At 73.5% G+C, this 21970-nt stretch carries 20 protein-coding genes; 13 read left to right on the top strand and 7 right to left on the bottom strand.

Annotated elements, in window-relative coordinates:
* Position 1: 1 nt before the first annotated feature.
* Together C1703_RS30950 and C1703_RS30945 are read left to right on the top strand one after the other, a co-directional pair.
* Positions 2 to 1036 carry a sugar ABC transporter permease gene (locus tag C1703_RS30950; RefSeq protein WP_114255919.1) on the top strand — a complete coding sequence of 345 codons (1035 nt, stop codon included), beginning with the start codon at positions 2 to 4 and terminating at the stop codon, positions 1034 to 1036.
* Positions 1033 to 1911: a carbohydrate ABC transporter permease gene (locus C1703_RS30945; protein WP_114255918.1), complete on the top strand. Its 879-nt coding sequence runs from the start codon at positions 1033 to 1035 to the stop codon at positions 1909 to 1911. Before C1703_RS30950 ends, C1703_RS30945 begins: the two co-directional genes overlap by 4 nt.
* Here the strand turns inward: C1703_RS30945 and C1703_RS30940 are convergent.
* Together C1703_RS30940 and C1703_RS39930 are read right to left on the bottom strand one after the other, a co-directional pair.
* On the bottom strand, positions 1875 to 4166 hold the full coding sequence (locus C1703_RS30940) for a glycoside hydrolase family 3 N-terminal domain-containing protein (RefSeq protein WP_114255917.1): 2292 nt from the start codon (positions 4164 to 4166) through the stop codon (positions 1875 to 1877). The genes C1703_RS30945 and C1703_RS30940 overlap by 37 nt on opposite strands.
* A complete protein-coding gene (locus tag C1703_RS39930; RefSeq protein WP_232840639.1) occupies positions 4163 to 5743 on the bottom strand; it encodes a BadF/BadG/BcrA/BcrD ATPase family protein in 1581 nt (526 codons plus the stop codon). Before C1703_RS39930 ends, C1703_RS30940 begins: the two co-directional genes overlap by 4 nt.
* Positions 5744 to 5751: 8 nt before the next feature.
* Here C1703_RS39930 and C1703_RS30925 point away from each other — a divergent pair, with 8 nt between their 5' ends.
* The gene (locus C1703_RS30925; protein WP_114255916.1) at positions 5752 to 7020 is read left to right on the top strand and encodes a cellulase family glycosylhydrolase; all 1269 of its coding nucleotides are present in this window, start codon (positions 5752 to 5754) and stop codon (positions 7018 to 7020) included.
* 4 nt (positions 7021 to 7024) lie between these two features.
* Here the strand turns inward: C1703_RS30925 and C1703_RS30920 are convergent, their stop codons facing one another.
* The 5 genes from C1703_RS30920 to C1703_RS30900 form a co-directional block, all read right to left on the bottom strand.
* Positions 7025 to 8488 (bottom strand): glycoside hydrolase family 3 N-terminal domain-containing protein, encoded by a 1464-nt coding sequence (locus tag C1703_RS30920; RefSeq protein ID WP_232840638.1) that lies wholly within the window; start codon positions 8486 to 8488, stop codon positions 7025 to 7027.
* Between the two features lie 48 nt (positions 8489 to 8536).
* The gene (msrB, locus tag C1703_RS30915; RefSeq protein ID WP_114255915.1) at positions 8537 to 8950 is read right to left on the bottom strand and encodes a peptide-methionine (R)-S-oxide reductase MsrB; all 414 of its coding nucleotides are present in this window, start codon (positions 8948 to 8950) and stop codon (positions 8537 to 8539) included.
* A gap of 14 nt (positions 8951 to 8964) precedes the next feature.
* Positions 8965 to 10356: a UDP-N-acetylmuramate--L-alanine ligase gene (gene murC, locus C1703_RS30910; RefSeq protein WP_114255914.1), complete on the bottom strand. Its 1392-nt coding sequence runs from the start codon at positions 10354 to 10356 to the stop codon at positions 8965 to 8967.
* Positions 10357 to 10437: 81 nt separating this feature from the next.
* Positions 10438 to 10911 (bottom strand): indole-3-glycerol phosphate synthase, encoded by a 474-nt coding sequence (locus tag C1703_RS30905; protein ID WP_198678320.1) that lies wholly within the window; start codon positions 10909 to 10911, stop codon positions 10438 to 10440.
* Between the two features lie 139 nt (positions 10912 to 11050).
* Positions 11051 to 11881 carry a pyrimidine reductase family protein gene (locus tag C1703_RS30900; RefSeq protein WP_198678319.1) on the bottom strand — a complete coding sequence of 277 codons (831 nt, stop codon included), beginning with the start codon at positions 11879 to 11881 and terminating at the stop codon, positions 11051 to 11053.
* Between the two features lie 37 nt (positions 11882 to 11918).
* Between C1703_RS30900 and zapE the strand changes: the two genes are divergently transcribed.
* From zapE to C1703_RS30850, 10 genes are all read left to right on the top strand, one after another.
* Positions 11919 to 13016, top strand: coding sequence for a cell division protein ZapE (zapE, locus tag C1703_RS30895; protein WP_114255912.1), 1098 nt, complete (start codon positions 11919 to 11921; stop codon positions 13014 to 13016).
* A gap of 197 nt (positions 13017 to 13213) precedes the next feature.
* Positions 13214 to 13642: a hypothetical protein gene (locus tag C1703_RS30890; RefSeq protein WP_114255911.1), complete on the top strand. Its 429-nt coding sequence runs from the start codon at positions 13214 to 13216 to the stop codon at positions 13640 to 13642.
* Between the two features lie 77 nt (positions 13643 to 13719).
* On the top strand, positions 13720 to 14301 hold the full coding sequence (locus tag C1703_RS30885) for a carbonic anhydrase (RefSeq protein ID WP_114255910.1): 582 nt from the start codon (positions 13720 to 13722) through the stop codon (positions 14299 to 14301).
* A gap of 14 nt (positions 14302 to 14315) precedes the next feature.
* On the top strand, positions 14316 to 15809 hold the full coding sequence (locus C1703_RS30880) for a SulP family inorganic anion transporter (RefSeq protein WP_114257668.1): 1494 nt from the start codon (positions 14316 to 14318) through the stop codon (positions 15807 to 15809).
* Between the two features lie 165 nt (positions 15810 to 15974).
* A complete protein-coding gene (locus C1703_RS30875; RefSeq protein ID WP_114255909.1) occupies positions 15975 to 16850 on the top strand; it encodes a slipin family protein in 876 nt (291 codons plus the stop codon).
* Between the two features lie 90 nt (positions 16851 to 16940).
* The gene (locus C1703_RS30870) at positions 16941 to 18323 is read left to right on the top strand and encodes a PhoX family protein (RefSeq protein WP_114255908.1); all 1383 of its coding nucleotides are present in this window, start codon (positions 16941 to 16943) and stop codon (positions 18321 to 18323) included.
* A gap of 90 nt (positions 18324 to 18413) precedes the next feature.
* A complete protein-coding gene (locus tag C1703_RS30865; protein WP_114255907.1) occupies positions 18414 to 19268 on the top strand; it encodes a PPK2 family polyphosphate kinase in 855 nt (284 codons plus the stop codon).
* A 68-nt stretch (positions 19269 to 19336) separates the two neighbouring features.
* A complete protein-coding gene (locus C1703_RS30860; protein ID WP_114255906.1) occupies positions 19337 to 20854 on the top strand; it encodes an FAD-dependent oxidoreductase in 1518 nt (505 codons plus the stop codon).
* Positions 20855 to 20935: 81 nt separating this feature from the next.
* Positions 20936 to 21115, top strand: coding sequence for a hypothetical protein (locus C1703_RS30855; RefSeq protein WP_114255905.1), 180 nt, complete (start codon positions 20936 to 20938; stop codon positions 21113 to 21115).
* Positions 21116 to 21168: 53 nt separating this feature from the next.
* A complete protein-coding gene (locus C1703_RS30850; protein ID WP_198678318.1) occupies positions 21169 to 21930 on the top strand; it encodes a peptidyl-tRNA hydrolase in 762 nt (253 codons plus the stop codon).
* Positions 21931 to 21970: the final 40 nt, after the last annotated feature.

The following is a 21970-nucleotide window of genomic DNA, read 5'->3' as shown; positions in this document are numbered from 1 at the left end:
GATGACCCAGCCGACCGTGCACCAGGCGCCCGTCCCCGCTCCCCCGGGTGCGGGCGCCCGCCGCCCCGGCGCTTGCCCGTCGCCCGCGCCGGGGCTCCTGCGCCGCGCCCTCCGCTCCGTGACGCCCGGCCCGAGCGCGGACGCGGGGGGCGCGGCGCTCTACCGCCGCTGGTGGCTGCCCTGGCTGTGGATGACCCCGGCGATCATCGGCGCGACCGTGTTCGGGGTCTTCCCGTTCCTCAACACCGTCGTCGTGTCCTTCACCGACGCCAAGCCGCTCGGCGGCGCCTACGACGTCGTCGGCCTGGAGAACTACCGGCGGATGCTGAGCGACCCGGACTTCTGGCTCGCCACCCGCAACAGCCTGCTGTACGCGCTGATCGTCGTCCCGCTGATGGTGCTGCTGCCGCTGCTGCTCGCGATCCTGGTGGAGAAGAACCTGCCGGGCATCGGCTTCTTCCGCTCCGCGTTCTACACGCCGGTCCTCGCCTCCAGCGTGGTCGTCGGCCTGAGCTGGCAGTGGCTGCTGAGCGACCAGGGACTGGTCAACACCTGGCTGCAGAAGGCCCACATCATCCGGGACGCCATCCCGTTCCTGTCCGACTCGTGGCTGATCCTGCTCTCGGCGATGGGCCTGACGCTGTGGAAGGGCCTCGGCTGGTACATGATCTTCTACCTGGCCGCGCTCGGGAACGTCCCGAGGGAGCTGCACGAGGCGGCGGCCGTGGACGGGGCGGGCGCCGTGCGCCGCTTCTGGCACGTCACCGTGCCCGGTGTCCGCCAGTCGATGATGCTGGTCGGCACCCTGACCGGCATCGGCTCGCTCAGGGTCTTCACCGAGATCTACATGCTCGGCGGCTCCACCGGCGGCCCCGGCGGCGCCGACCGCACGCTCCCCTTCTACATCCGCGACGTCGGCCTCGACCCGCTCACCGGCAACGCCGGCTACGGCGCCGCGGTCAGCGTCGCCCTGTTCGCCCTGACCCTTGGCCTCACGCTGCTCGCCCAGCGCCTGACGAAGGAGGACGAGGCATGACGACCGCCGTCGACAAGCGCCGCCGCCTGATGCCCCGCTGGCGCGACTACGGCCGCCCCCGCGAACTCGTCGTCCGCTACCTGCTGCTGGTGTTCGTCCTGTTCATCACCATCGGCCCGCTGCTGTGGCAGCTGCTGTCGTCCCTCAAGGGCGCGGGCGAGGACGTCTTCGGTGCGGGCGCCTCCCTGTTCCCGCACCACCCGTCGCTGCGCGCCTACCGCGAGGTCTTCGACCAGGTGCCGGTGTGGACGTACATCCGCAACAGCGTGTTCGTCGCCGCGCTGTCCATCACCAGCCAGCTCGTCTTCTCCACCATGGCGGGCTACATGCTCTCCAAGCCCGGCTGGAAGGGCCGCAAGCTGGTGTGGATCGTGCTGCTGGCGTCCATGATGTTCCCCTTCGAGTCGATCATGGTGTCGCTGTTCCTCAGCATCCGGGACATGGGCCTGGTCGACAACCTGGTCGGGGTGTGGCTGCCCGGCTTCGTCGCCGCGATCAACGTCCTGATCATGCGGGCCGCGTTCCTCGCCGTGCCGCGCGAGATCGAGGACGCGGCGATGCTGGACGGGGCGGGCGAGTGGAAACGCTTCCGGTACCTGTACCTGCCCTCCGCCTACGGCGCGATCCTCGTCGTCACCATCAACACCTTCATCAGCGCCTGGGACGACTTCCTGTGGCCGCTGATCGTGCTGCGCACCGAGGACCACTTCACGCTGACGCTGGGTCTGGCGCGGCTGCAGACCTCGTCGTTCGGCTACGACCAGCGGATGGTGATGGCCGGTTCGGTGATCTCCGTGATCCCGGTGCTGGTGCTGTTCGTCATCACCCAGCGGTGGTTCTACAAGGGCGTCTCGTCCGGTGCCGTGAAGCTCTGACCGACCCGGAGCCCGACCGGTACGGCGGTCAGGGCCCGGCGCGCCGACTCCGCCACGCGGATCTCGACCGTGCCGGGCAGCACCGCCGTCTCCAGGTCCGGCCCCACCTGGGCGAGTTGCTCCGCCCCGAGCGGGAACACGACCGTGCGGCACTCTCCCGGGGCCAGGTCGACGGCCTGGAAACCCCGGAGTTCGAGCGTGCGCGGCCAGACGGGCGTGACGAGCCGGCGCAGGTACAGCTGCGCGACCGTGCGTCCCCGCCGCTCCCCCGTGTTGGTCACGTCGACCTCGACGGTCCGCCCCGACAGCCGCGGCGGGCCGTAGGCGAAGCTCGTGTACGACAGCCCGTGCCCGAAGGAGTACAGCGGTTCGGCGCTGTCGTCGGCGTAGCCGCCGTACTCGGTGTCCTTGTGGTTGTAGTGGACGGGCAGTTGCCCGGCCGAGCGCGGTACGGAGACCGGCAGCCGGCCCACGGGTTCGGCCCGGCCGAGCAGCACGTCGGCGATCGCCTCGCCGCCCCAGGGGCCCGGGTACCAGGCGGTGAGCAGCGCGCCGGCCCGTTCGGCGGCCTCGGGGACGGCGTGCGGGCGCCCCTGCATCAGGACGACGACCGTGGGGGTGCCGGTCGCGGTCACGGCGTCGAGCAGGGCGTGCTGGGCGGCGCCGAGCCGCAGCCCCGCGAGGTCGACGCCCTCGCCGCAGGTCATCTCGGAGACGACGGTGCGCGCGGCCCCGTTGGCGTCGAACTCCGTGTCCGGCGTCCGGGCGCTGCTGCCGCCCAGCACCAGCACGGCCGCGTCGCAGGCGGCGGCCTCGGCGACCGCCTCGGGGAGGCCGGACAGGTCGTCGCCGGTGAGGGCGCAGCCGCGGGCGTGGCGGACGTCGGCGCCGGTGTGCCGGAGCGCGTCGAGGACGCTGGTGCCGGTGCCGGGGCGTTGCGGGGCGGTGTAGTCGCCGAGGTGGTGGGCGACGGTGTCGGCGTGCGGGCCCAGGACGGCGATCCGCGCGGCGCCCGGCAGGGGCAGCACGCCCTGGTCGTCGTGGAGGAGGGTGACGGCGGCGCGGGCGAGGGCGGTGCTCAGGTCACGTCCGGCGGCGGGGTCCGGGAACGGGCCCGCGTCGTAGGGCCGTTCGAACAGCCCGAGGCGGAACTTGAGCCGCAGGACGCGTGCGACGGCCTCGTCCAGGGCCTGCTCGCTCACCAGGCCCCGCTCGACCGCCTCCTCCAGGTGGGTGAAGCCCTCGTCCCACAGGCTGAGGTCGACGCCGGCGTGGAGGGCGAGGGCGCCGGCGGAGACCGTGTCGCCGGTGACGCGGGCCAGTCGGTCCACGGCCAGTCCGTCCGCCATGACGAGCCCGTCGAAGCCCCAGCGTTCCCGCAGGAGCCCGGTGAGCAGGGCGCGGTTTCCCGAGCAGGGCATGCCGTCGACCTCGTTGTAGGCGGCCATGACGGCGGCGGCCCCGGCCCGGACACCGGCACGGGCGGCGGGCAGGTGGATCTCGTGCAGTTCGCGCGGCGCGAGTTCGGACTCGGCGGAGTTGCGTCCGCCGACGGTCGCGCCCTGCCCGGCGAAGTGCTTGAGGACGACGGGGGCCTTGTCGGGGGCGAAGAGGCCGTCCGGGCCCGGCTCCCCCTGCATGCCGCGGACGAGGGCCTCGGTGAGCCGGGCGGCCAGGTACGGGTCCTCGCCGAAGCACTCCTCGGTCCGGCCCCAGCGCGGGTCCCGGGCGATGTCCAGGGCGGAGACGAGCGCGACGTGGCCGCCGCGGGCGCGCAGTTCGGCGGCGGCGTGGGCGGCGGCCCGCTCGTACAGCGCGGGGTCCCAGGTGGCGCCGACGGCCAGGTTCACGGGCAGGACCGTGCCGTCGAGGGCCATGTGGCCGTGCGGCACCTCCTCGACGAACAGCGCCGGTATGCCGAGCCGGCTGGTCTCGAGGACGTGCCGCTGCACGAGGTGGGCCAGTTCCGCGCCGTCGGCCGCGCCGGACCCGCGGGCGTGGTCGACACCGGACCAGGCGTCGGCGCGCAGCAGCCCGTACAGGGCGCCGAGTCCGGCGAACCGCTCGGTCTCGGCGTACAGGGCGTCGGTGAGCTCGAAGCGGCCGTCGGGGGTGCGGCGGTAGGCGTCCCAGCCGTACATGCGCTGGTTGAGCTGGCCGGCCTTCTCCCGCAGGGTCATCCGGGAGAGCAGGTCGCGGACGCGGGTCTCGACGGGGGCTGCGGGGTCCCGGTAGAGGAGCGTGGTGACGGTCATGTGCGGTCCCGGTGGGCGAGGCGGGCCAGGGCGACGGCGCCCCGGCAGCCGTCGGGGACCCAGTCGAGGGTCAGGCCGAGGGCGTGCAGGCGGGCTTCGAGCCGGGAGGTGAGGGGCCCGTCGGGGCCGAGCAGTCCGCCGGTGGCGACGACCCGTTCCCCGGGGCGGGGCTCCAGGGCCCGGACCGTCTCGGTGAGATGGTCGGCGGCCTCGTCCAGGATGGCCAGGGCGACGGCGTCCCCGGCCGCCCCGGCGACGAGGGGCGCGAGCCGCGCCAGCCGGACCGGAGGCTCGGCCATGACGGCGGGCAGCAGATGCCGTCGGTAGGCCTCACGGTGGGCGCGGGGCCACGGGGTGCCGGTGTGGGGCGGGATGCCGTACCCGGCGACGCCCGGAGAGTCGCCCGGGCCACCGGCACGGGGCGGGAGACCGTACCCGGTGACGCCGTGGGGGCCGCCCGGACCGCCGGTGCCCGGGGAGTCTCTCAGGCCACCGGCACCGGGCGGAAGGCCGTACCCGGTGACGCCGTGGGAGCCGCCCGGACCAGCGGTGCCGTGCGGACCGCCAGTACCCGGCGAGTCACCCGAGCCAACGGCCCCGTGCGGCGCGCCGGTCCCCGGGGAGCCGCCCGGACCGCCGGTGCCGTGCGGACCGCCAGTACCCGGCGAGTCACCCGAGCCAACGGCCCCGTGCGGCGCGCCGGTCCCCGGGGAGGCACCCGGACCAGCGGTGCCGTGCGGACCGCCAGTACCCGGCGAGTCACCCGGGCCAACGGCCCCGTGCGGCGCGCCGGTCCCCGGGGAGGCACCCGGACCGCCGGTGCCGTGCGGGGCGCCGGTGCGCGGGGAGACGCCCGGACCGCCGGCCCCGTGCGGGGCCTCCTCGCCGAGGGGCCGGACCACGACACCGCCGGGCGCGGCCGGCGACGGTCCGCCGGGCAGTACCTCTTCCGGCACGCCCAGCTCCCGCCCCACCGTCGCCGCCAGCACCGTCGCCGCGCCCCTGCCGTCGGCCATCCGCAGGGCGGCCCGTACCGCCGCCCGGCCGATCCAGAAGCCGCTGCCGTCGTCGCCGAGGAGCCAGCCGTCGCCGTCCACCGTGGCGGTGCCGCGGCGGGCGGTGATGCGCATGGCGACCGCGCCGGTGCCCGCCACCAGGGCGAGACCGTCGGCCGGTGCTCCGGGTGCGGAGGCGAAGGCCGCCTCGATGTCGCTGCTGATGACGGGCGGACCGGCGTCGATGCCGAGCCGGCGCAGGGCGGCGGTGAGGGCGGCGAGGGCGTTGCGCCGCCCCGGCTCGTCGGCGGCGGCGTCCGTCGCGCCCGCGAAACCGCCGGCCACGGCCACGACCCTGCCCCGGCAGGGCTCGGGCACGGCCCGCGCGAGCGCCTCGGCGAGGTGCTCGGTGAGCTGCGGCCCGGGCACGGTCAGGGCGTTGCCCGGCCCGGCGGCGCCCTCGCCCAGCGGACGTCCGTCCGCGGCGTCCGCCAGGACCGCCCGGGTGCGCGTGCCGCCCGCGTCGAGACCGATCACCAAGGAGACGGCGCCTTGACACTCCTGGTTCAATTCATTACCCATCGCCGACTATGGTGATTGATGCATTCACGCAGGGCAAGACTCGACCCGGGGAGGATCCCATCCCTACGCTCCGCTTCGGCGTCAACTACACGCCCCGCCGCGGCTGGTTCCACGCCTGGCACGACTTCGACCCGGCGCACGCCCGCGAGGACCTGGACCAGATCGCCGCCCTCGGCCTCGACCACGTCCGGGTCTTCCACCTCTGGCCGCTGCTCCAGCCCAACCGCACGTTCATCCGCCCCGCGGCCGTGGACCAGCTGGCCCGCCTGGCCGACCTGGCGGGCGAGGCCGGCCTCGACGTCCTGGTGGACGGCGTCCAGGGCCATCTGTCCAGCTTCGACTTCTACCCGGAGTGGACCCGCAGCTGGCACCACCGCAACGTGTTCACCGACCCGGAGGCGGTCGCCGCCCAGGCCGAGCTCATGCGGGCCCTCTCCCGCGCCCTCGCCGGCCGTTCGAACCTCATCGGCCTCCAGCTCGGCAACGAGCTCAACAACCTGGTCGAGCACAACCCGGTGACCCCGGCCGAGGTCGACCACTACCTCGACACCCTGCTGGCCGCCGCCCGCGAGCACCTTCCCCCGGACCGGCTCGCGACCCACTCCGCCTACGACGCCGCCTGGTACGGCGACGACCACCCCTTCACCCCCGAGGCCTCGGCCCGCAAGGGCGATGTGACGACCGTCCACCCCTGGGTGTTCTCCGGCGACTGCGCCCGCCGCTACGGCCCCCGCTCCCCGCAGGTGCTGCACCTCGCCGAGTACGGCACGGAACTCGCCAAGGCCTACGCCGAGGACCCGGCCCGCCCGGTGTGGGTCCAGGAGACGGGCGCCCCGGAGCCCCACATCCCGGCGGCCGACGCCCCGGACTTCGCCCGCGCGACCGTGCGCAACGCGGCCGGGTGCGAGGGGCTGTGGGGCGTGACGTGGTGGTGCTCCCACGACGTGGACCGGTCCCTCGCCGACTACCCGGAACTGGAGTACACCCTCGGCCTGTTCGACTCCCGGGGCCGCGCCAAGCCGATCGCGACCGCGCTCGCCGAGACCGTCGCCGAGGTGCGCGCCGGGCAGCACCCGGCCCACCCCCGCGACACGGCCCTGGTCCTGGACTGCACGCCCTCCACGCGCTCGGTCTCCGGCCCGGGCGGCGCGTACTTCGAGGCGTGGATGGACCTGCGCGCGGCCGGTGCGCGCCCGGCGGCGGTCCTGGCCGAACGGGCGGACGACGCCGCGTACCTGGCGGCGCGCGGCGTCAGGGAAGTCGTACGGCTGCCGTGAGCGGTCAGGCTCCGGCCAGCACCTCGGCGACGGCCCGCAGGTTCGCCCGCCCCCGCCCGTAGGAGCACAGCGCGCCGCCCTCCGGCAGCCCGGTGTCCACCGTCACGGCATCGGGCCGCCGGGCCAGCAGGGCGGCGCGCAGCCGCTCCTGCCAGGGGTGCAGTCCGGCGTCGCAGGTGGCGACGACCAGCGGCGCCTCGCCCGAGGCGCGCAGGATCTCTTCGGCGACGGCGACCGGCTCCGCCGGCTCCCCGGCGACCGCGGTCCCGGTGGCGGTGGGGTCGAGGGCGCGCACCTCGGTCAGCAGGTCCTCGCCGCCCCAGTTGAGCGCGGGGTGCGGCGGCGGGAACAGGTCGACGACGTGGGCGCCGCGCACGGCCGGCGGCACCGGACGCGAACGGACGGCCCGGCGCGCCGCCTCCCGCCCGGCTCCCGCGTCCCAGCCGTCGACCGCCCGGGCCGGGGCGGCGTACCGCTCGGCGAGGCGCCGCACCCGCCCTGCGGCCTCCCGCACCCGCTCCTCGGCGAGCACACCGGAACGCAGCGCGTCGAGCACCGCGTCCCGGCAGGCCAGGGTGGTCTCCGGCTCCGGCACGGCGACGACGACCTGGTCGGCGCCCGCGGCGAGGGCGATCCGCGCCCCGGCGGCCTCGCCGTAGCGGTCGGCGATCGCCTTCATCTCCAGCGCGTCGCTGACCAGGACGCCGTCGAAGTCCAGTTCGTGCCGGAGCAGATCGCCGAGGATGCGGCGGCTCAGGGTGGCGGGCCGCTCGGGGTCCAGGGCCGGGAAGACGACATGGGCGCTCATGATCATCGGCACGCCCGCGCCGACGGCCGCGCGGAACGGTTCGAGGTCGGCGCGCAGTTCGTCGTACGGCCTGGGGTCGACGGCGACGTCGTGGTGGCTGTCCGTCTCGGTGCCGCCGTGCCCGGGGAAGTGCTTGGCGCAGGAGGCCACGCCCCGCCGTTCGGTGGCGGCGATCCAGGCCCGCAGGTGCCGGGCGGCCAGGGCGGGTTCGGCGCCGAAGGACCGGGTGCGCACGATCGGGTTGCACGGGTGGTGCTGGAGGTCGGCGACGGGGGCGTAGGAGGCGGTGATGCCGAGGGTGGCCAGGTGCCCGGCGAGCGCGTCGGCGCAGCGGGCGGTGAGCGCCGGGTCGTCGGCGACGCCGAGGGCGTAGGAGCCGGGCACCTCGGGCGCGCCCGCGCCGACCAGGTGGCCGATGCCGCCGCCCTCGTTGTCGATGGCCACGATCAGGTCCGGCCGCAGGGCGCGCAGCGTGTCGGTGAGCTGTCGCACCTGCTGCGCGTCGCGCACGTTCCGGGTGAAGAGGATGACCCCGCCGAGACCCCGGTCGATGAGCCGCTTGAGGGTGTCGGGCACGGTCGCGGTGCCGGCGAAACCGGCGACGAGGCAGCGGTGCGCGGCCTCGTCGAGGCCGGGGGACAGGTGCGCGGAGTGGGTCACTCCGGGAATCCTCTGGCTCGTTGAGCCAATTGTCAACCGGTCGCTGGATCAGTCATTCATCTCCTCGGGGGTCAGCCGCAGCGCGATGCTGTTGATGCAGTACCGCTGGTCCGTGGGCGTCGGATAGCCCTCGCCCGCGAAGACGTGCCCGAGGTGCGAGCCGCAGCGCGCGCAGCGCACCTCGGTCCGCACCATGCCGTGCGAACGGTCCTCGATCAGCTCCACCGCGTCGGAGTCCTTCGGGTCGAAGAAGGACGGCCAGCCGCAGTGCGACTCGAACTTGGTGTCCGAGGTGAACAGCTCCGCGCCGCAGGCGCGGCAGGAGTAGACCCCCTGGGTCTTGGTGTCGGTGTACTCACCGGTGAAGGCGGGCTCCGTGGCCGCCTGCCGCAGGACGGCGTACTCGCCCGGGGTCAGCTCCGCGCGCCACTGCTCGTCCGGCTTCTCCACGTCGTACGGCATGAGCCTCCAGCCCCTCAGTTCGACAGACGGTCCAGGATCCGCGGGCCGAGGTCGGTGACGTCGCCCGCTCCCATCGTGAGAACGAGATCCCCCGGCTTCGCCATTCCCGCGATCACGGCGGGGACGTCCGCCTTGTCGTGCACCGGCGTCACGTCCGCGCCCGCCGCCCGGGCCGCCTCGATGATCAGCTCGCTCGTCACACCCGGGATCGGGTCCTCACGCGCCGGGTAGATGTCCAGCACGACCGAGGCGTCCGCCAGGGCCAGCGACGCGCCCATCTCCTTGCCCAGCTCCTGCGTCCGCGAGAACAGGTGCGGCTGGAAGACGACCAGGATCCGGGCCTCGCCCGCCGCGGCGCGCATCGCCTCCAGGTCGGCGGTCATCTCGGTGGGGTGGTGCGCGTAGGAGTCGATGACCTGCACGCCCGCGGCCTCGCCGGTCAGCTGCAGCCGCCGCTTCACGCCCGTGTACGCCGCCAGCGCCCGGGCCAGCTCGGCCGCCGGGACGCCGAGGGCCACGCCCGCCGCCAGGGCGGCGACGGCGTTGTGCGCGTAGTGCCGGCCGGGGACGGAGACCGTGAAGGTCAGCTCCTCGCCCTCCAGCACCACGGTGACCTCGCTCTTCAGCCCCTGCGGCACGACCGACAGGACGCGCACGGCGGCGTCCTCGGACTCGCCGTACGTCACCACCCGCACCCCGCGTCCCGCGACCCGCCGGGTCAGCTCGCGCGCGCCCTCGTGGTCGGCGGCGATCACCAGCGTGCCGCCCTCGGTGATCCGGTCCACGAACGTCTCGAAGGACTCGTAGATCTCGTCCATGGACGCGTAGTTCGCGTGGTGGTCGAGCTCGACGTTGAGGACGATGGCGACCTCGGGCGCGTACTTGTGGAAGCTGCGGTCCGACTCGTCCGCCTCGGCGACGAAGATCTCGCCCTCGCCGTGCAGCGCGTTGGAGCCGGGCGCGTCCAGGTCGCCGCCGATCGCGTACGACGGCTTCAGCCCCAGCTCGCTCAGCGACACGGCGAGCATCGAGGTGGTGGTCGTCTTGCCGTGCGTACCGGCGACCGCGATCGGCCGCAGGCCCTCCATCAGGGCGGCGAGCGCGTCCGACCGGTGCACGACGGGCACGCCCAGCTCGGCCGCGCGGGCCAGCTCGGGATTGTCCCGCCGGATCGCCGACGACACGACCACACAGCTGGCGTCCTCGGCCAGGTGCTCCGCGGCGTGCCCGATGTGCACGGTCACGCCCAGCGTCCGCAGCGCCTCGGCCGTCGCCGACTCCTTGGCGTCGCTGCCCGCCACGACGGCCCCGCGCTGCGCGAGGATCTTCGCGATCCCCGACATCCCCGCCCCACCGATCCCGATGAAGTGCGGTCGGTCCATGGCGGAGGGAAGGCCGGGTGCCATGCGTGTCTCCCTGTGGGTGTGCGGAACGTTCAGCGGCACAGCCTATGCCGAAGCGTTCACAGACGTTGACACCGCCGACGGTCAGGCCTTGCTGTGCGAGAACAGCTTCAGCACCGGCACCCCCACCTTGTGCCGAGCCCGCGAAGCCCAGTCCCGGTGGAAGAACTCCTCCACGTAGTGGGGATCGGTCAGCACGATGACCTCGTCCGCGTCGACCTCCTCCACCAGCGACTTCAGCGCGTCCAGCGGATGATCCTCGATCAACCGCCCCTCGGCCCGGCTCCCGGAGGCCCGCAGCGCGGCGAGGGACACCTCCAGCGCCCGCTGCCCCACGCTCAGCGCCTCCTCCCCCTCCGGCGTCTCCCCCTCCCGCACGGCCTCGTCCAGTTCACCGAGTGCGACGTCGTCGATGGCCCGCAGCAGCCGGTCCGCCTGCTCGCCGCGCGGCTGGAGCAGCACCTCGAAGGAGACCGGCTCCTCCCCGTGCAAGGTCGTGACGAACTCCACGTCGGCGGACGTCAGGGCCTTCTCGATCATCAATACGCTTGTGAACACCAGGCGCCCCTTCTGCTCCGGGGGCCCGCGGCCCCACTCCTCCGTGGGCCGCGCCGGCCCTGCGGAAACCATCCTGCCCCGCGTTCGCACGGGGTACAGCCGGATCCAGTGTGCCCTCATGTACCCCGCCGCCGCCGGTTCAGTGATCAGGCCCCCCGGACCCCCCGTGCCGCCCGTACCGCGTGAAGAGGAAACCGTCCTCCTCCAGCATCGACAGCAGCGTGAAGCGGTGCGGGACCGTGACGGCGGGCCCCCCGGCGATGCGCTGCGCGTCACCCGCGGTGAGCATCGGGGAGACGGTCAGGCACAGCTCGTCCAGTACGCCGGCCGCCACCAGCTGGCCCAGCAGCCGCGGGCCGCCCTCGGTCAGCAGCCGGGTGTGGCCGAGGCCGGCGAGGGCCTGCACGGCACGGACGGGGTCCACGCCGATGCCGTCCCCGGCGATCACGACCCGCGCGCCCGACTTCTCCGCGGTGGCGACGCGGTCCGGGGCGGCCGCGGCACCCGTGAGGACGAGAGTGGGCACCAGGGGCGAGGTGAACAGCGGGAGCGAGAAGTCGAGGTCGAGGCTGGCGGTGACGACCGCGATCGCGGGGGCGGGCGCCTGCCCGGCCGCCTCCCGCATCGCCGCGAAGTCGTCCCGCGCGCGGGCCGGCCGGTACCCCTCCCGGCGCACCGTCTCCGCCCCGACGACCACGACGTCCGCCAGGGCCCGCAGCGTGCCGAAGATCCGCATGTCGGTCGCGTTGGAGATGGGCTGCGACCGGCCGTCGTGCTGGGCGGCCCCGTCCAGCGTGGAGACCATGTTGGCCCGCAGGTACGGACCGGACCGCCCGGGCCCCGGCTCGGGATAGGCGTACGCGGCGGCCAGCTCGGCGAGGCTCCACTCCCGCCCCGCGGCCCCCTCCCGGGGCTCGCCGCCCGGGGCCGGAGCTGCTGTTTCATCGGTCACAGGGAACAGACGTCGCATGCCGTGCAGTGTTCCACGCGCCGTAGCATGGTGAACCGTGTCCTCTTCCCCCGCTCCCTCCGGTACCGGCCCCATGACCGACACGGCCCCGCTCTCCCTGTGCGCGCGTGAGCCGCACGTCCCCGCGGACCGGCTGGTCGCCGAGATGGTGCCGCCGCCGCGGTTCGACTCCGTGCGGTTCAGCACGTACATACCCGATCCGAACCAGCCGAGCCAGACCGAGGCCGTCGAGGTCCTGGAGGGCTTCGCGGCGGGGCTCGGCGGGCCGGCCGACTCGGGACGGCGGCGGCTGTTCGGTTTCGGCAAGCCGGCGAAGAAGGCCCCCTCCGGTCCCCGCGGCGTCTACCTCGACGGCGGCTACGGCGTCGGCAAGACCCACCTGCTGGCCTCCCTCTGGCACGCCACCCCGGCCGAGCCCGCGCTCAAGGCGTTCGGCACGTTCGTGGAGCTGACCAACCTGGTCGGCGCCCTCGGGTTCCAGCAGACCGTGCAGACCCTTTCCGGCCACCGCCTGCTGTGCATCGACGAGTTCGAGCTCGACGACCCGGGCGACACCGTCCTGGTCTCCACCCTGCTCGGCAAGCTCGTCGACGCGGGCGTCGCGCTCGCCGCCACCTCCAACACGCTGCCCGGCAAGCTCGGCGAGGGCCGGTTCGCCGCGGTCGACTTCCTGCGCGAGATCCAGGGCCTGTCGGCGCACTTCCGCGCCCTGCGCATCGACGGCGAGGACTACCGCCACCGCGGCCTGCCCGAGGCACCGCCGCCGTACTCCGACGAACAGGTGACGCGGACGGCGCACGCCACCAAGGGCGCTTCCCTCGACGCGTTCTCGCCCCTCCTGGAGCATCTCGCCCGGGTCCACCCCAGCCGGTACGGCGCTCTGACCGACGGGATCAAGGCGGTGTGCCTCACCGGGGTGCGGCCGGTTCCCGACCAGTCGACGGCGCTGCGGCTCGTCGTCCTCGCGGACCGGCTCTACGACCGCGAAGTGCCCGTCATGGCCTCCGGCCTGCCCTTCGACCAGTTGTTCAGCGAGGAGATGCTGAACGGCGGCTACCGCAAGAAGTACTTCCGGGCCATCTCCCGGCTCACCGCCCTGGCCCGCGACGCGGGAAACCTGGCGACCGCCCGGTAACCACAACCCAATACAGCGCCGACTGCCGTACCGCAAGGGCCGTTTCCAGCCACCCTTCCAACGGTTTTCAGGCTCTCTTCAGCTTGAAACGTTAAGTTAACCCTGCAAATGGCTTTGCAGGGTTAACGTGTTTCTTGACCAGCCATTGACCAACAGTTGGTCAGCGCTAGACGTGTCAATCACCTGAAGGGGGGCGCATGTTCCGAGGTACGAAGGCACGGACCGTGGTTTCGCTCCTCGCCGGCGTCCTGCTCGCCCTTCAGTTCTTCGCACCGACGGCATCCTTCGCATCCGCGCACACGCCCAGTCAAGCCGAGGCCAAGGCTCAGCCCGGAACCAAGCCCTCCGGCAAGTCCTCACGCCCCGGTACCAAGTTCTCCGGCAAGGCACTGCGCGACGAGATCGCCACGTGCCGCGCCGGTCACCACGGGGGCCCGACCGGTCCCCTGCGTACCCGCGACCGGTCCCACGCCGCCGACTCCGCGCCCTCAGCGCCCGAGCGGCCGCTGCTGAGGCACATCCAGCCGACGGCAGACGACTCGGTCAGACACGGCACCGCGCACCAACGCACGTCGAGATCCTCGGCGTCGCACACGCCGGCAGCACTGCAGGTCTTCCGCTGCTGAGCATCAGAGCAGTACCCCCCACCTCTGTCATGCCCGTCCGACGCGCCCCCACGCGCGCCAGGAGGAGTCACCACATCATGCAGCCCCTCATCGACAACGCCCGCATGTTCGGACAGCGCCCTGAGGAGTTCGCCCACCTCGCCAAGGGACAGTCCCCCGAGGTCCTGTTCATCACCTGCGCCGACTCCAGGGTCGTACCGGCCCTGATCACGGGCGCCCGTCCCGGCGAGCTCTTCGAGCTGCGCACCGCGGGCAACGTCGTCCCGCCGTACGCCTCCACCACCCCCACCGGTGAGGCGGCCACGATCGAGTACGCCGTGCAGGTGCTCGGCGTCCAGCACATCGTGGTCTGCGGCCACTCCCACTGCGGTGCCGTCGGCGCGGTCGTGCGCCACGACGACCTCTCCGCAGTACCCGCCGTGCGCGACTGGCTCGCGCACGCCTGTGAGGAGCCCAAGTGCTCCGACCCCACCGACCCGGCGGTCGCCGAGGCAGTCCAGCACCACGTGCTGACGCAGCTGCTGCGGCTGCGGTCCTACCCCTGCATCGAGAAGCGCCTCGAGGCGGGTGAACTCCAGCTGCACGGCTGGTACTACGAGATCCACACCGGCATCGTGCGGGAACACCGCGCGCAGTCCGACACGTTCGAGACGCTCTGAGGGGGCTGGTGACCATGCTGTCCAAGTTCCCTTACCTGAGGCAGGACTTCCTCGCCTCGATCGTCGTCTTCCTGGTCGCCGTGCCGCTGTGCGTCGGCGTGGCGGTCGCCTCCGGCGTCCCCGCGGAGCTGGGTCTGATCACCGGCATCGTCGGCGGCATCGTCACCGGGATGATGCGCGGCAGCAGCCTTCAGGTCTCCGGGCCCGCCGCCGGTCTCACCGTGCTGGTCTTCGAGGCCGTCAGCGAGTTCGGGGTGGCCACGCTCGGCGTGATCGTGCTGTTCGCCGGTCTGCTCCAGCTCGCCATGGGCTTCTTCGGCATAGGCCGCTGGTTCCGGGCGATATCCGTGTCCGTGGTCGAGGGCATGCTCTGCGGCATCGGCCTGGTGATCATCGCCGGGCAGATCTACGCGGCGGCGGGCCTGAAGGCCCCGGAGTCCGGGATCGGCAAGATCGCGGGCCTGCCCGGCGCGTTCGCCGACGCCCTCGGCAACACCACGGCCCTGACCTCCCTCGCGATCGGCGCGGGCACCATCGCCGTCATCGTGCTGTGGAAGAAGATGCCCAAGGCCGTCCAGACCGTGCCCGGCGCCCTCGCCGCGGTCGTCCTGGCGACGGTCGCCACGCTCGCCTTCAGCCTGCCGGTCGCCACCGTCCAGGTGGAGGGTCTGCTCGGCGTCATCCAGGTGCCCGGGGCCGACGCCTTCGGCGAGCTGGCCAGCCCGGCCATCTGGGGCACCATCATCGCCTTCGCGCTGATCGCCTCCGCCGAGTCCCTGTTCAGCGCGGCCGCCGTGGACCGGCTGCACGACGGTCCGCGCACCGAGTACAACAAGGAGATGATCGCCCAGGGCGCGGGCAACACCCTGTGCGGCCTGCTCGGCGCGCTGCCCATGACCGCGGTCATCGTGCGCAGCTCCGCCAACGTGAGCGCGGGCGCCAAGACCAAGGCGTCCCGGGTGCTGCACGGCGTCTGGCTGCTGCTGTTCGCCGCCGCGATGCCGTGGGCCCTGGCCCTGATCCCGATCCCCGCCCTGGCGGGCATCCTGGTGCACGCCGGCTTCAAGCTGATCCCGTTCCGCCAGATCACGGCGCTGTGGCGGGCGCACAAGGGTGAGGCGCTCATCCTGGTCGTCACGGCCGTGTCGATCGTCGCGGTCAACATGTTCGAGGGCGTGCTCATCGGTCTGGCCCTGTCGGTCGTCAAGACCGCCTGGGAGGCCTCGCACGTCAAGCTGGAGGTCATCGACAAGGGCGCCGGTCCGATCCAGGTGTACCTGGCGGGCAACGCCACCTTCCTGCGGCTGCCGAAGATCCTCGACAGCCTGGAGGCGCTGCCCCAGGACCGCCCGGTCGAGCTGGACCTGTCGGGCCTGCACCACCTCGACCACGCCTGCCGCACGGCCCTGGAGAACTGGGCCGAACGCCACAGCGCGACGGGCACCGAGCCGGTGAAGGTCACGGAGTCCGAGGCGGCACCGGAGGCCGAGAAGGTCACCGCCGCCTAGCCGGACCGAAGAACACCGGCACCACCGGGGCCGGGGCGCGCACGCCATGCGCGCCCCGGCTCTCGTGCGTACGGCCCTCCCGGTCTCCGGGCATGGCCCCACACCCTGATCCGGGCATATCGTTACATCAACAGACGAACGGGACCTCTGGACGGGGAGGTCGGCATGGTCGAAGAGCTGATCGGGGCGGTGGCGGCGGTCGGCGCCGGCGGCCTGGCGTACCTGGCCGCGGCGGCACGGGTCGTCAAGCAGTACGAACGCGGGGTCGTCTTCCGGCTCGGGCGCCTGCACGGGGAGGTGCGGCGACCCGGGTTCAACCTCGTCGTCCCGGCCATCGACCGGATGCGCAAGGTCAACCTGCAGATCGTGACCATGCCCATCCCCGCCCAGGAGGGCATCACCCGCGACAACGTGACCGTGCGGGTCGACGCGGTGGTGTACTTCAAGGTCGTGGACCCGGCGGCCGCGGTCGTCAACGTCGAGGACTACCGCTTCGCCGTCTCGCAGATGGCGCAGACCTCCCTGCGCTCGATCATCGGCAAGAGCGAGCTGGACGACCTGCTGTCCAACCGGGAGAAGCTCAACCAGGGCCTGGAGCTGATGATCGACAGCCCGGCCGTGGAATGGGGCGTGACCATCGACCGCGTGGAGATCAAGGACGTGTCCCTGCCGGACACCATGAAGCGCTCCATGGCCCGCCAGGCCGAGGCCGACCGCGAGCGGCGGGCCCGGCTGATCAACGCCGACGCGGAGTACCAGGCCTCGAAGAAGCTGGCCCAGGCCGCCCACCAGATGGCGGACACGCCCTCGGCGCTCCAGCTGCGGCTGCTGCAGACCGTGATGGCCGTGGCGGCGGAGAAGAACTCCACGCTGGTGCTGCCCATCCCGGTGGAGCTGCTCCGGTTCCTGGAGAGGGGCCCCGAGGCCGGCCGCCAGACCTCCGCGGAACACGCCGTCGCCGACTCCGCCGAACACGCCGTCGCCGACGCGGCACAGGCCAAGGAGGCCCTGGAGGAGCTGCGGCACGCCGTGGAGCAGTGACGCGTGCTACGCGCGTGGTTCCCGCCATCCGCGCCAGGTGGTAGACACAGCGGGATCACAGTTCCTGTCCGCCAGCAGGAAGGTTTCCGCATGACCACGACCGGTCGTTCCGCCACACGACGTGAGGCACTCGCCGGGGCAGGCGCCCTGGGCATCGGGATCGCGTTCTCCGGTGCCCTGTCCGAACTCTTCACCGGTACCGCCGCCGCACAGGACCTCGGCCGCACCGGCTACGGCCCGCTCGTCCCCGACCCGAAGGGACTGCTCGACCTGCCGAAAGGTTTCCGTTACCGGGTCCTCTCCCGCGAGGGCGACCCGCTCCGCTCCGGCGAGGGCGAGGTCCCCTCCAACCACGACGGCATGTCGGCCTTCGCGGGCAGAGGCGGCCGGGTCCACCTGGTCCGCAACCACGAGAACCGCGCCGACGGCAAGGTCCCGGTCCCGGTGGTCGAGGGCCTCACCTACGACCCGGCGGCCAAGGGCGGCTGCACGGCCCTGACGCTGGACTCCCGCAACCACGTCCTGTCGGAACGCGTCGCGATCGCCGGCACGGCCGTCAACTGCGCGGGCGGGCCGACCCCGTGGGGCACCTGGCTGACCTGCGAGGAGACCGAGGACAAGGCGGGCACCAACGGCTACGCCAAGGACCACGGCTTCATCTTCGAGGTCGACCCGGTCGACCCGCGCCGCACCGGAGCCGTACCGCTGACCGCGATGGGCCGCTTCCAGCACGAGGCGATCGCCGTCGACCCGCGGCGGGGCGTGGTGTACGAGACGGAGGACGCCTTCCAGAAGCCGTTCGGCCTCTTCTACCGCTTCCTGCCGGACCGGCCGCTGGGCGGCCGGGGTTCGCTGCGCGCGGGCGGCCGGCTCCAGGCCATGCGGGTGCCCGGCGTGCCGGACCTGTCCTCGACCCAGGAGACCGGCGCCGCGTTCGACGGCGTCGAGTGGGTGGACGTACCGGACCCGCAGGCGGCGCGGACGCCGATCCGGCTCCAGGACTTCGGCCGCCGGGGCATCACGCACGCGCAGAAGCTGGAGGGCTGCTACTGGGGCGGCCGGTCGGTGTACTTCGTGTCGTCCTTCGCCCGCAGCGCGGAGGGCTCGGCGGCCGACCACTTCGGGCAGGTCTGGCGCTACGACCCGGACCGGCGACGGCTGACCCTGGTGATCGCCTTCGGGCCGGACACCGACGTGCGGCTGCCGGGCGAGTCGCCGGACAACATCTGCCTGGCCCCCAGCGGCGGCCTCATGGTCTGCGAGGACGGCGAGGGCGCCCAGCACGTGTACGGCGTGACCAGGCGCGGCGAGGTGTACGCGATGGCCCGCAACCGCCAGAACATCGGCACCCCGGAGGAGCCCGAGTGGGGTGAGTTCGCCGGGGTGACCTTCTCCCCCGACGGCGACACGATGTACGTCAACTGCTACCGGCCCGGCACCACGTTCGCGGTGACGGGTCCCTGGCGCCGGTAGGCGCGAAGCCGCTGCCGGCCGGGGCGCCGGGTGCGCGACCCGGCGCCCCGCCGGACCATCGAGGCACAGGCATCGGAAGGGGGCCCGGCGGTGCGGAAGGACAGGACCTCACTGTGGCAGCGGCTGCGCGTCCCCGTCGGCGAGCCGGTCGACCTGTCCGCCCAGGACGCCGCCGCCACCCCCGGCGGCCCGGACGGCAAGGCGGCGGGCAAGGCCGCCACGGCCAGGATCGGCGAGCGTCTCGCCGGCCTCCAGGAACGGCTGTGGGCCGCGAGCACCGCGGGCGACCGGCGCCGCGTCCTGCTGGTCCTGCAGGGCATGGACACCAGCGGAAAGGGCGGCACGGTCAAGCACGTCATCGGGCCGCTCAACCCGTCCGGCTGCCGGATCACCGCGTTCCGGGCGCCCACCGCCGAGGAGCGCGCGCACCCCTTCCTGTGGCGCGTCGAGAAGGCGCTCCCGCTCCCCGGCGAACTGGGCATCTTCGACCGCTCGCACTACGAGGACGTCCTGGTGGCCCGCGTCCGCGGCCTCGCCCCCGCCGCCGAGATCGACCGCCGGTACGAGCTGATCAACCGCTTCGAGAAGTCCCTCGCCGACGACGGCGTGACCCTGGTCAAGTGCTTCCTGCACCTCTCCTACGAGGAGCAGCGCCGCCGGCTGCTCAAGCGCCTCGACAGGCCGGAGAAGCGCTGGAAGTTCGCGCCGTCCGACATCGACGACCGCGCCCTGTGGCCCGCGTACCAGGAGGCCTACGAGATCGCCCTGGAGCGCTGCGGCACCTCGTACGCGCCCTGGTACCTGGTGCCGGCCGACCACAAGTGGTACCGCGACTGGGCGGTCAGCACGCTGCTCCTGGAGCATCTGCGGGAGCTGGACCCGCGGTATCCGGAGCCGGACTTCGACGTGGCGGAGTGCCGGAAGCGGCTGCTGCGGCAGTCCTGAACGCCGGTTCCCCTGCTCGGTGGGCATGCCGGACACTGAAGCGGACGCACGGGGGTACTCGGTGGCCCATGAGCGAGAAGCAGCAGGTCAGCAGCTCGTACTGGTTTCAGACCGCCCCGGACGGCCACCACCCCGCGCTGGCGGAGGACCTGGACGTCGACGTGGCGGTGATCGGCGGCGGGATCGCCGGGCTGTGCACGGCGTGGGAGCTGACCCGGGCCGGCCGCAGCGTGGCGGTGCTGGAGGCCGGGCGGATCGCGGCCGGGGTCACCGGGCACACCACCGCCAAGGTCACCGCCCTGCACACGCTCGTCTACGACAAGCTGCGGCGCACCCGCGGCCCCGAGGGCGCCCGGCTGTACGCCCGTTCGCAGTCCGAGGCGATCGAACGCGCCGCCGGGATCGTCGAGGAGCTGGGCATCGACTGCGACTGGGAGACCCGGAGCGCCTACACGTACGCCTGCGATCCGGGCCGGGTCGACGAACTGCGCGCCGAGGCACGGGCCGCCGCCGAGGCCGGGCTGCCCGCCTCGTTCGTGGCGGAGACCGGACTGCCCTTCCCGGTGGCGGGCGCGGTCCGGGTCACCGGGCAGGCCCAGTTCCACCCGCGCAAGTACCTGCTGGCCCTCGCCGCCGACCTGGCCGGACGCGGCGGGCGGATCTTCGAGGACACCACCGTCCTCGGCCTGGACGAGGGCGAGCCGTGCCGGCTGTCGACCGCCACCGGGGCGACGGTCCGGGCCCGGGACGTCGTCGTCGCGACGCACTACCCGATCTTCGACCGGGCCCTGCTCTTCACCCGGCTGTCCCCGCGCCGCGAGCTGGTGGTCGCCGGGACGATCCCGGCGGAGCAGGACCCGGACGGCATGTTCATCACGCCCGACGAGGGCATCCGCTCGGTGCGCACCGCGCCCCACGAGGGAGACCGGCGCCTGCTCATCGTCACGGGCGAGCACTTCACGCCCGGCACGGGCGACCCGCGCGCCCGCTTCGAGCACCTCACCGCCTGGGCCACCGAGCGCTTCCCGGACCTGGACGTCACCCACCGCTGGGCCACGCAGGACAACGACCCGACCGACACCGTGCCGATGGTCGGCCCCCTGCACCCGGGCACCCGGCACGCCTACGTGGCCACCGGCTTCGGCGGCTGGGGCATGAGCGGCGGCATGATGGCGGGCCGCCTCCTCGCCGCGCACATCACCGGCGAGGAGTGCGCGTGGAGCGGGCTGTACGACCCGCGCCGGCTGAAGCCCGCCGTGCGTGAGGCGCCGTCGTTCCTCAAGACCCAGGCCAAGGTCGCCGGGCACTTCGTGGGCGACCGGCTGCGGCCCTCACCGCCGGTGGAGTCCCTGCCGCCCGGTGAGGGCGCCGTGGTCCGCGCCGACGGCCACCGTCTCGCCGTCTACCGGGACGACGACGGCGCCCTGCACGCCGTCTCCGCCCGCTGCACCCACCTGGGCTGCCTGGTCGCGTTCAACAGCGCCGAGCGCGCCTGGGAGTGCCCCTGCCACGGCTCCCGTTTCGACACCCACGGCAAGGTGATCCAGGGCCCGGCGACCAAGCCGCTGGAACAGCGGGACATCTGACGGCCGGGTGCCCCCCCCTCCCCCCACGACGCCCGTTGCTCGGCCGTGGGCGATCGGCCCTGACCGTCCTACGCTGGACATATGAGCGAGGACGACTACTGCCTGATCGACGCGGCGAGGCCGCCCCGGGCGGACGGACCTCCGTACGCGGAGTGCGTGCTGTGCCGGGAGCCGACGGAGTACCCGGAGTCGTACCGGGGCATCACGCTCTGCCCGGTCTGCGAGTGGCGGGAGGCGGAACGCACGTCCTGCTCGGGCTGACCGGCGGGGACGGGCCCGGTCCGGGCGATCTTCCGGCTGGCACACTGGGAGCCGTGAGCGCAGACCCCACACCCGTGAGTGACAGCCCCTTCCGGTCCGAGCCCTCGGCGCGCGACACGGCGCCGCAGTTCGTGCTGCCGCTGGTCGTGCGGATCGAGCGGGGTGACCCGCCGGCGCGCACGGACGCGCTGGAGACGGCCGCCCGGGCCGTGCTGACGATCCTGGGCGACGAGCGGTCGGCCGGCGAGGGCGCGTGGGCGGGGGCGATGCGGGACTGGCAGGACGCCCGGATCCGCAAGGTGGTGCGGCGGGCCCGCGGCGCCGAGTGGCGGCGGGCCGAGGCCCTGCCCGGCATCACGCTCACCGGCAAGTCCGCCGAGGTGCGGGTCTACCCGCCCGTCCCGCTCGACGGCTGGCCCAAGGACCTCGCCCGGCTCCAGGTCTCCGGCACCGACCTGGACGACCCGGAACCGCCGGTGGACGCCGACCCGGCCGCCCCCGTGCTGTGGCTGAACCCCGACCTCGGCATGTCGGCCGGCAAGGCGATGGCCCAGGCGGGGCACGCCGCCCAACTGGCCTGGTGGGAGCTGTCCGACGCGGACCGGACCGCCTGGCAGGAGGCGGGCTTCCCGCTCGCCGTACGGACGGCCGACCCGGCCCGCTGGTCCGCTCTGACCGGCTCCGGGCTGCCGCTGGTCCGCGACGCGGGTTTCACGGAGATCGCGCCCGGCTCGTGCACGGTCGTCGCGGACCACCCGGCGCTGCGCCGGGAGCCGTACCGGAGCGGCGGCCCGGCGGTCACCCGTTCGGAGTAGCCGCGGGCGCGCCGGGCGTGGACGGGTGCTCCAGTGGGGT

This window comes from Streptomyces sp. Go-475, from assembly GCF_003330845.1.
Classification (GTDB): Bacteria; Actinomycetota; Actinomycetes; order Streptomycetales; family Streptomycetaceae; genus Streptomyces.
The sequence above is the reverse complement of the archived record's forward strand: the minus strand, read 5'-3'. Positions and strand labels throughout refer to the sequence as shown.

Bases quoted from the DNA above. Each gene is read 5' to 3' on its own strand.
- C1703_RS30950 (WP_114255919.1), top strand. From the start codon at position 2: ATGACCCAGCCGACCGTGCACCAGGCGCCCGTCCCCGCTCCCCCGGGT.
- C1703_RS30945 (WP_114255918.1), top strand. From the start codon at position 1,033: ATGACGACCGCCGTCGACAAGCGCCGCCGCCTGATGCCCCGCTGGCGC.
- C1703_RS30940 (WP_114255917.1), bottom strand. From the start codon at position 4,166: ATGACCGTCACCACGCTCCTCTACCGGGACCCCGCAGCCCCCGTCGAG.
- C1703_RS39930 (WP_232840639.1), bottom strand. From the start codon at position 5,743: ATGGGTAATGAATTGAACCAGGAGTGTCAAGGCGCCGTCTCCTTGGTG.
- C1703_RS30925 (WP_114255916.1), top strand. From the start codon at position 5,752: ATGGTGATTGATGCATTCACGCAGGGCAAGACTCGACCCGGGGAGGAT.
- msrB (WP_114255915.1), bottom strand. From the start codon at position 8,950: ATGCCGTACGACGTGGAGAAGCCGGACGAGCAGTGGCGCGCGGAGCTG.
- murC (WP_114255914.1), bottom strand. From the start codon at position 10,356: ATGGCACCCGGCCTTCCCTCCGCCATGGACCGACCGCACTTCATCGGG.
- C1703_RS30900 (WP_198678319.1), bottom strand. From the start codon at position 11,881: ATGCGACGTCTGTTCCCTGTGACCGATGAAACAGCAGCTCCGGCCCCG.
- C1703_RS30890 (WP_114255911.1), top strand. From the start codon at position 13,214: ATGTTCCGAGGTACGAAGGCACGGACCGTGGTTTCGCTCCTCGCCGGC.
- C1703_RS30885 (WP_114255910.1), top strand. From the start codon at position 13,720: ATGCAGCCCCTCATCGACAACGCCCGCATGTTCGGACAGCGCCCTGAG.
- C1703_RS30880 (WP_114257668.1), top strand. From the start codon at position 14,316: ATGCTGTCCAAGTTCCCTTACCTGAGGCAGGACTTCCTCGCCTCGATC.
- C1703_RS30875 (WP_114255909.1), top strand. From the start codon at position 15,975: ATGGTCGAAGAGCTGATCGGGGCGGTGGCGGCGGTCGGCGCCGGCGGC.
- C1703_RS30870 (WP_114255908.1), top strand. From the start codon at position 16,941: ATGACCACGACCGGTCGTTCCGCCACACGACGTGAGGCACTCGCCGGG.
- C1703_RS30860 (WP_114255906.1), top strand. From the start codon at position 19,337: ATGAGCGAGAAGCAGCAGGTCAGCAGCTCGTACTGGTTTCAGACCGCC.
- C1703_RS30855 (WP_114255905.1), top strand. From the start codon at position 20,936: ATGAGCGAGGACGACTACTGCCTGATCGACGCGGCGAGGCCGCCCCGG.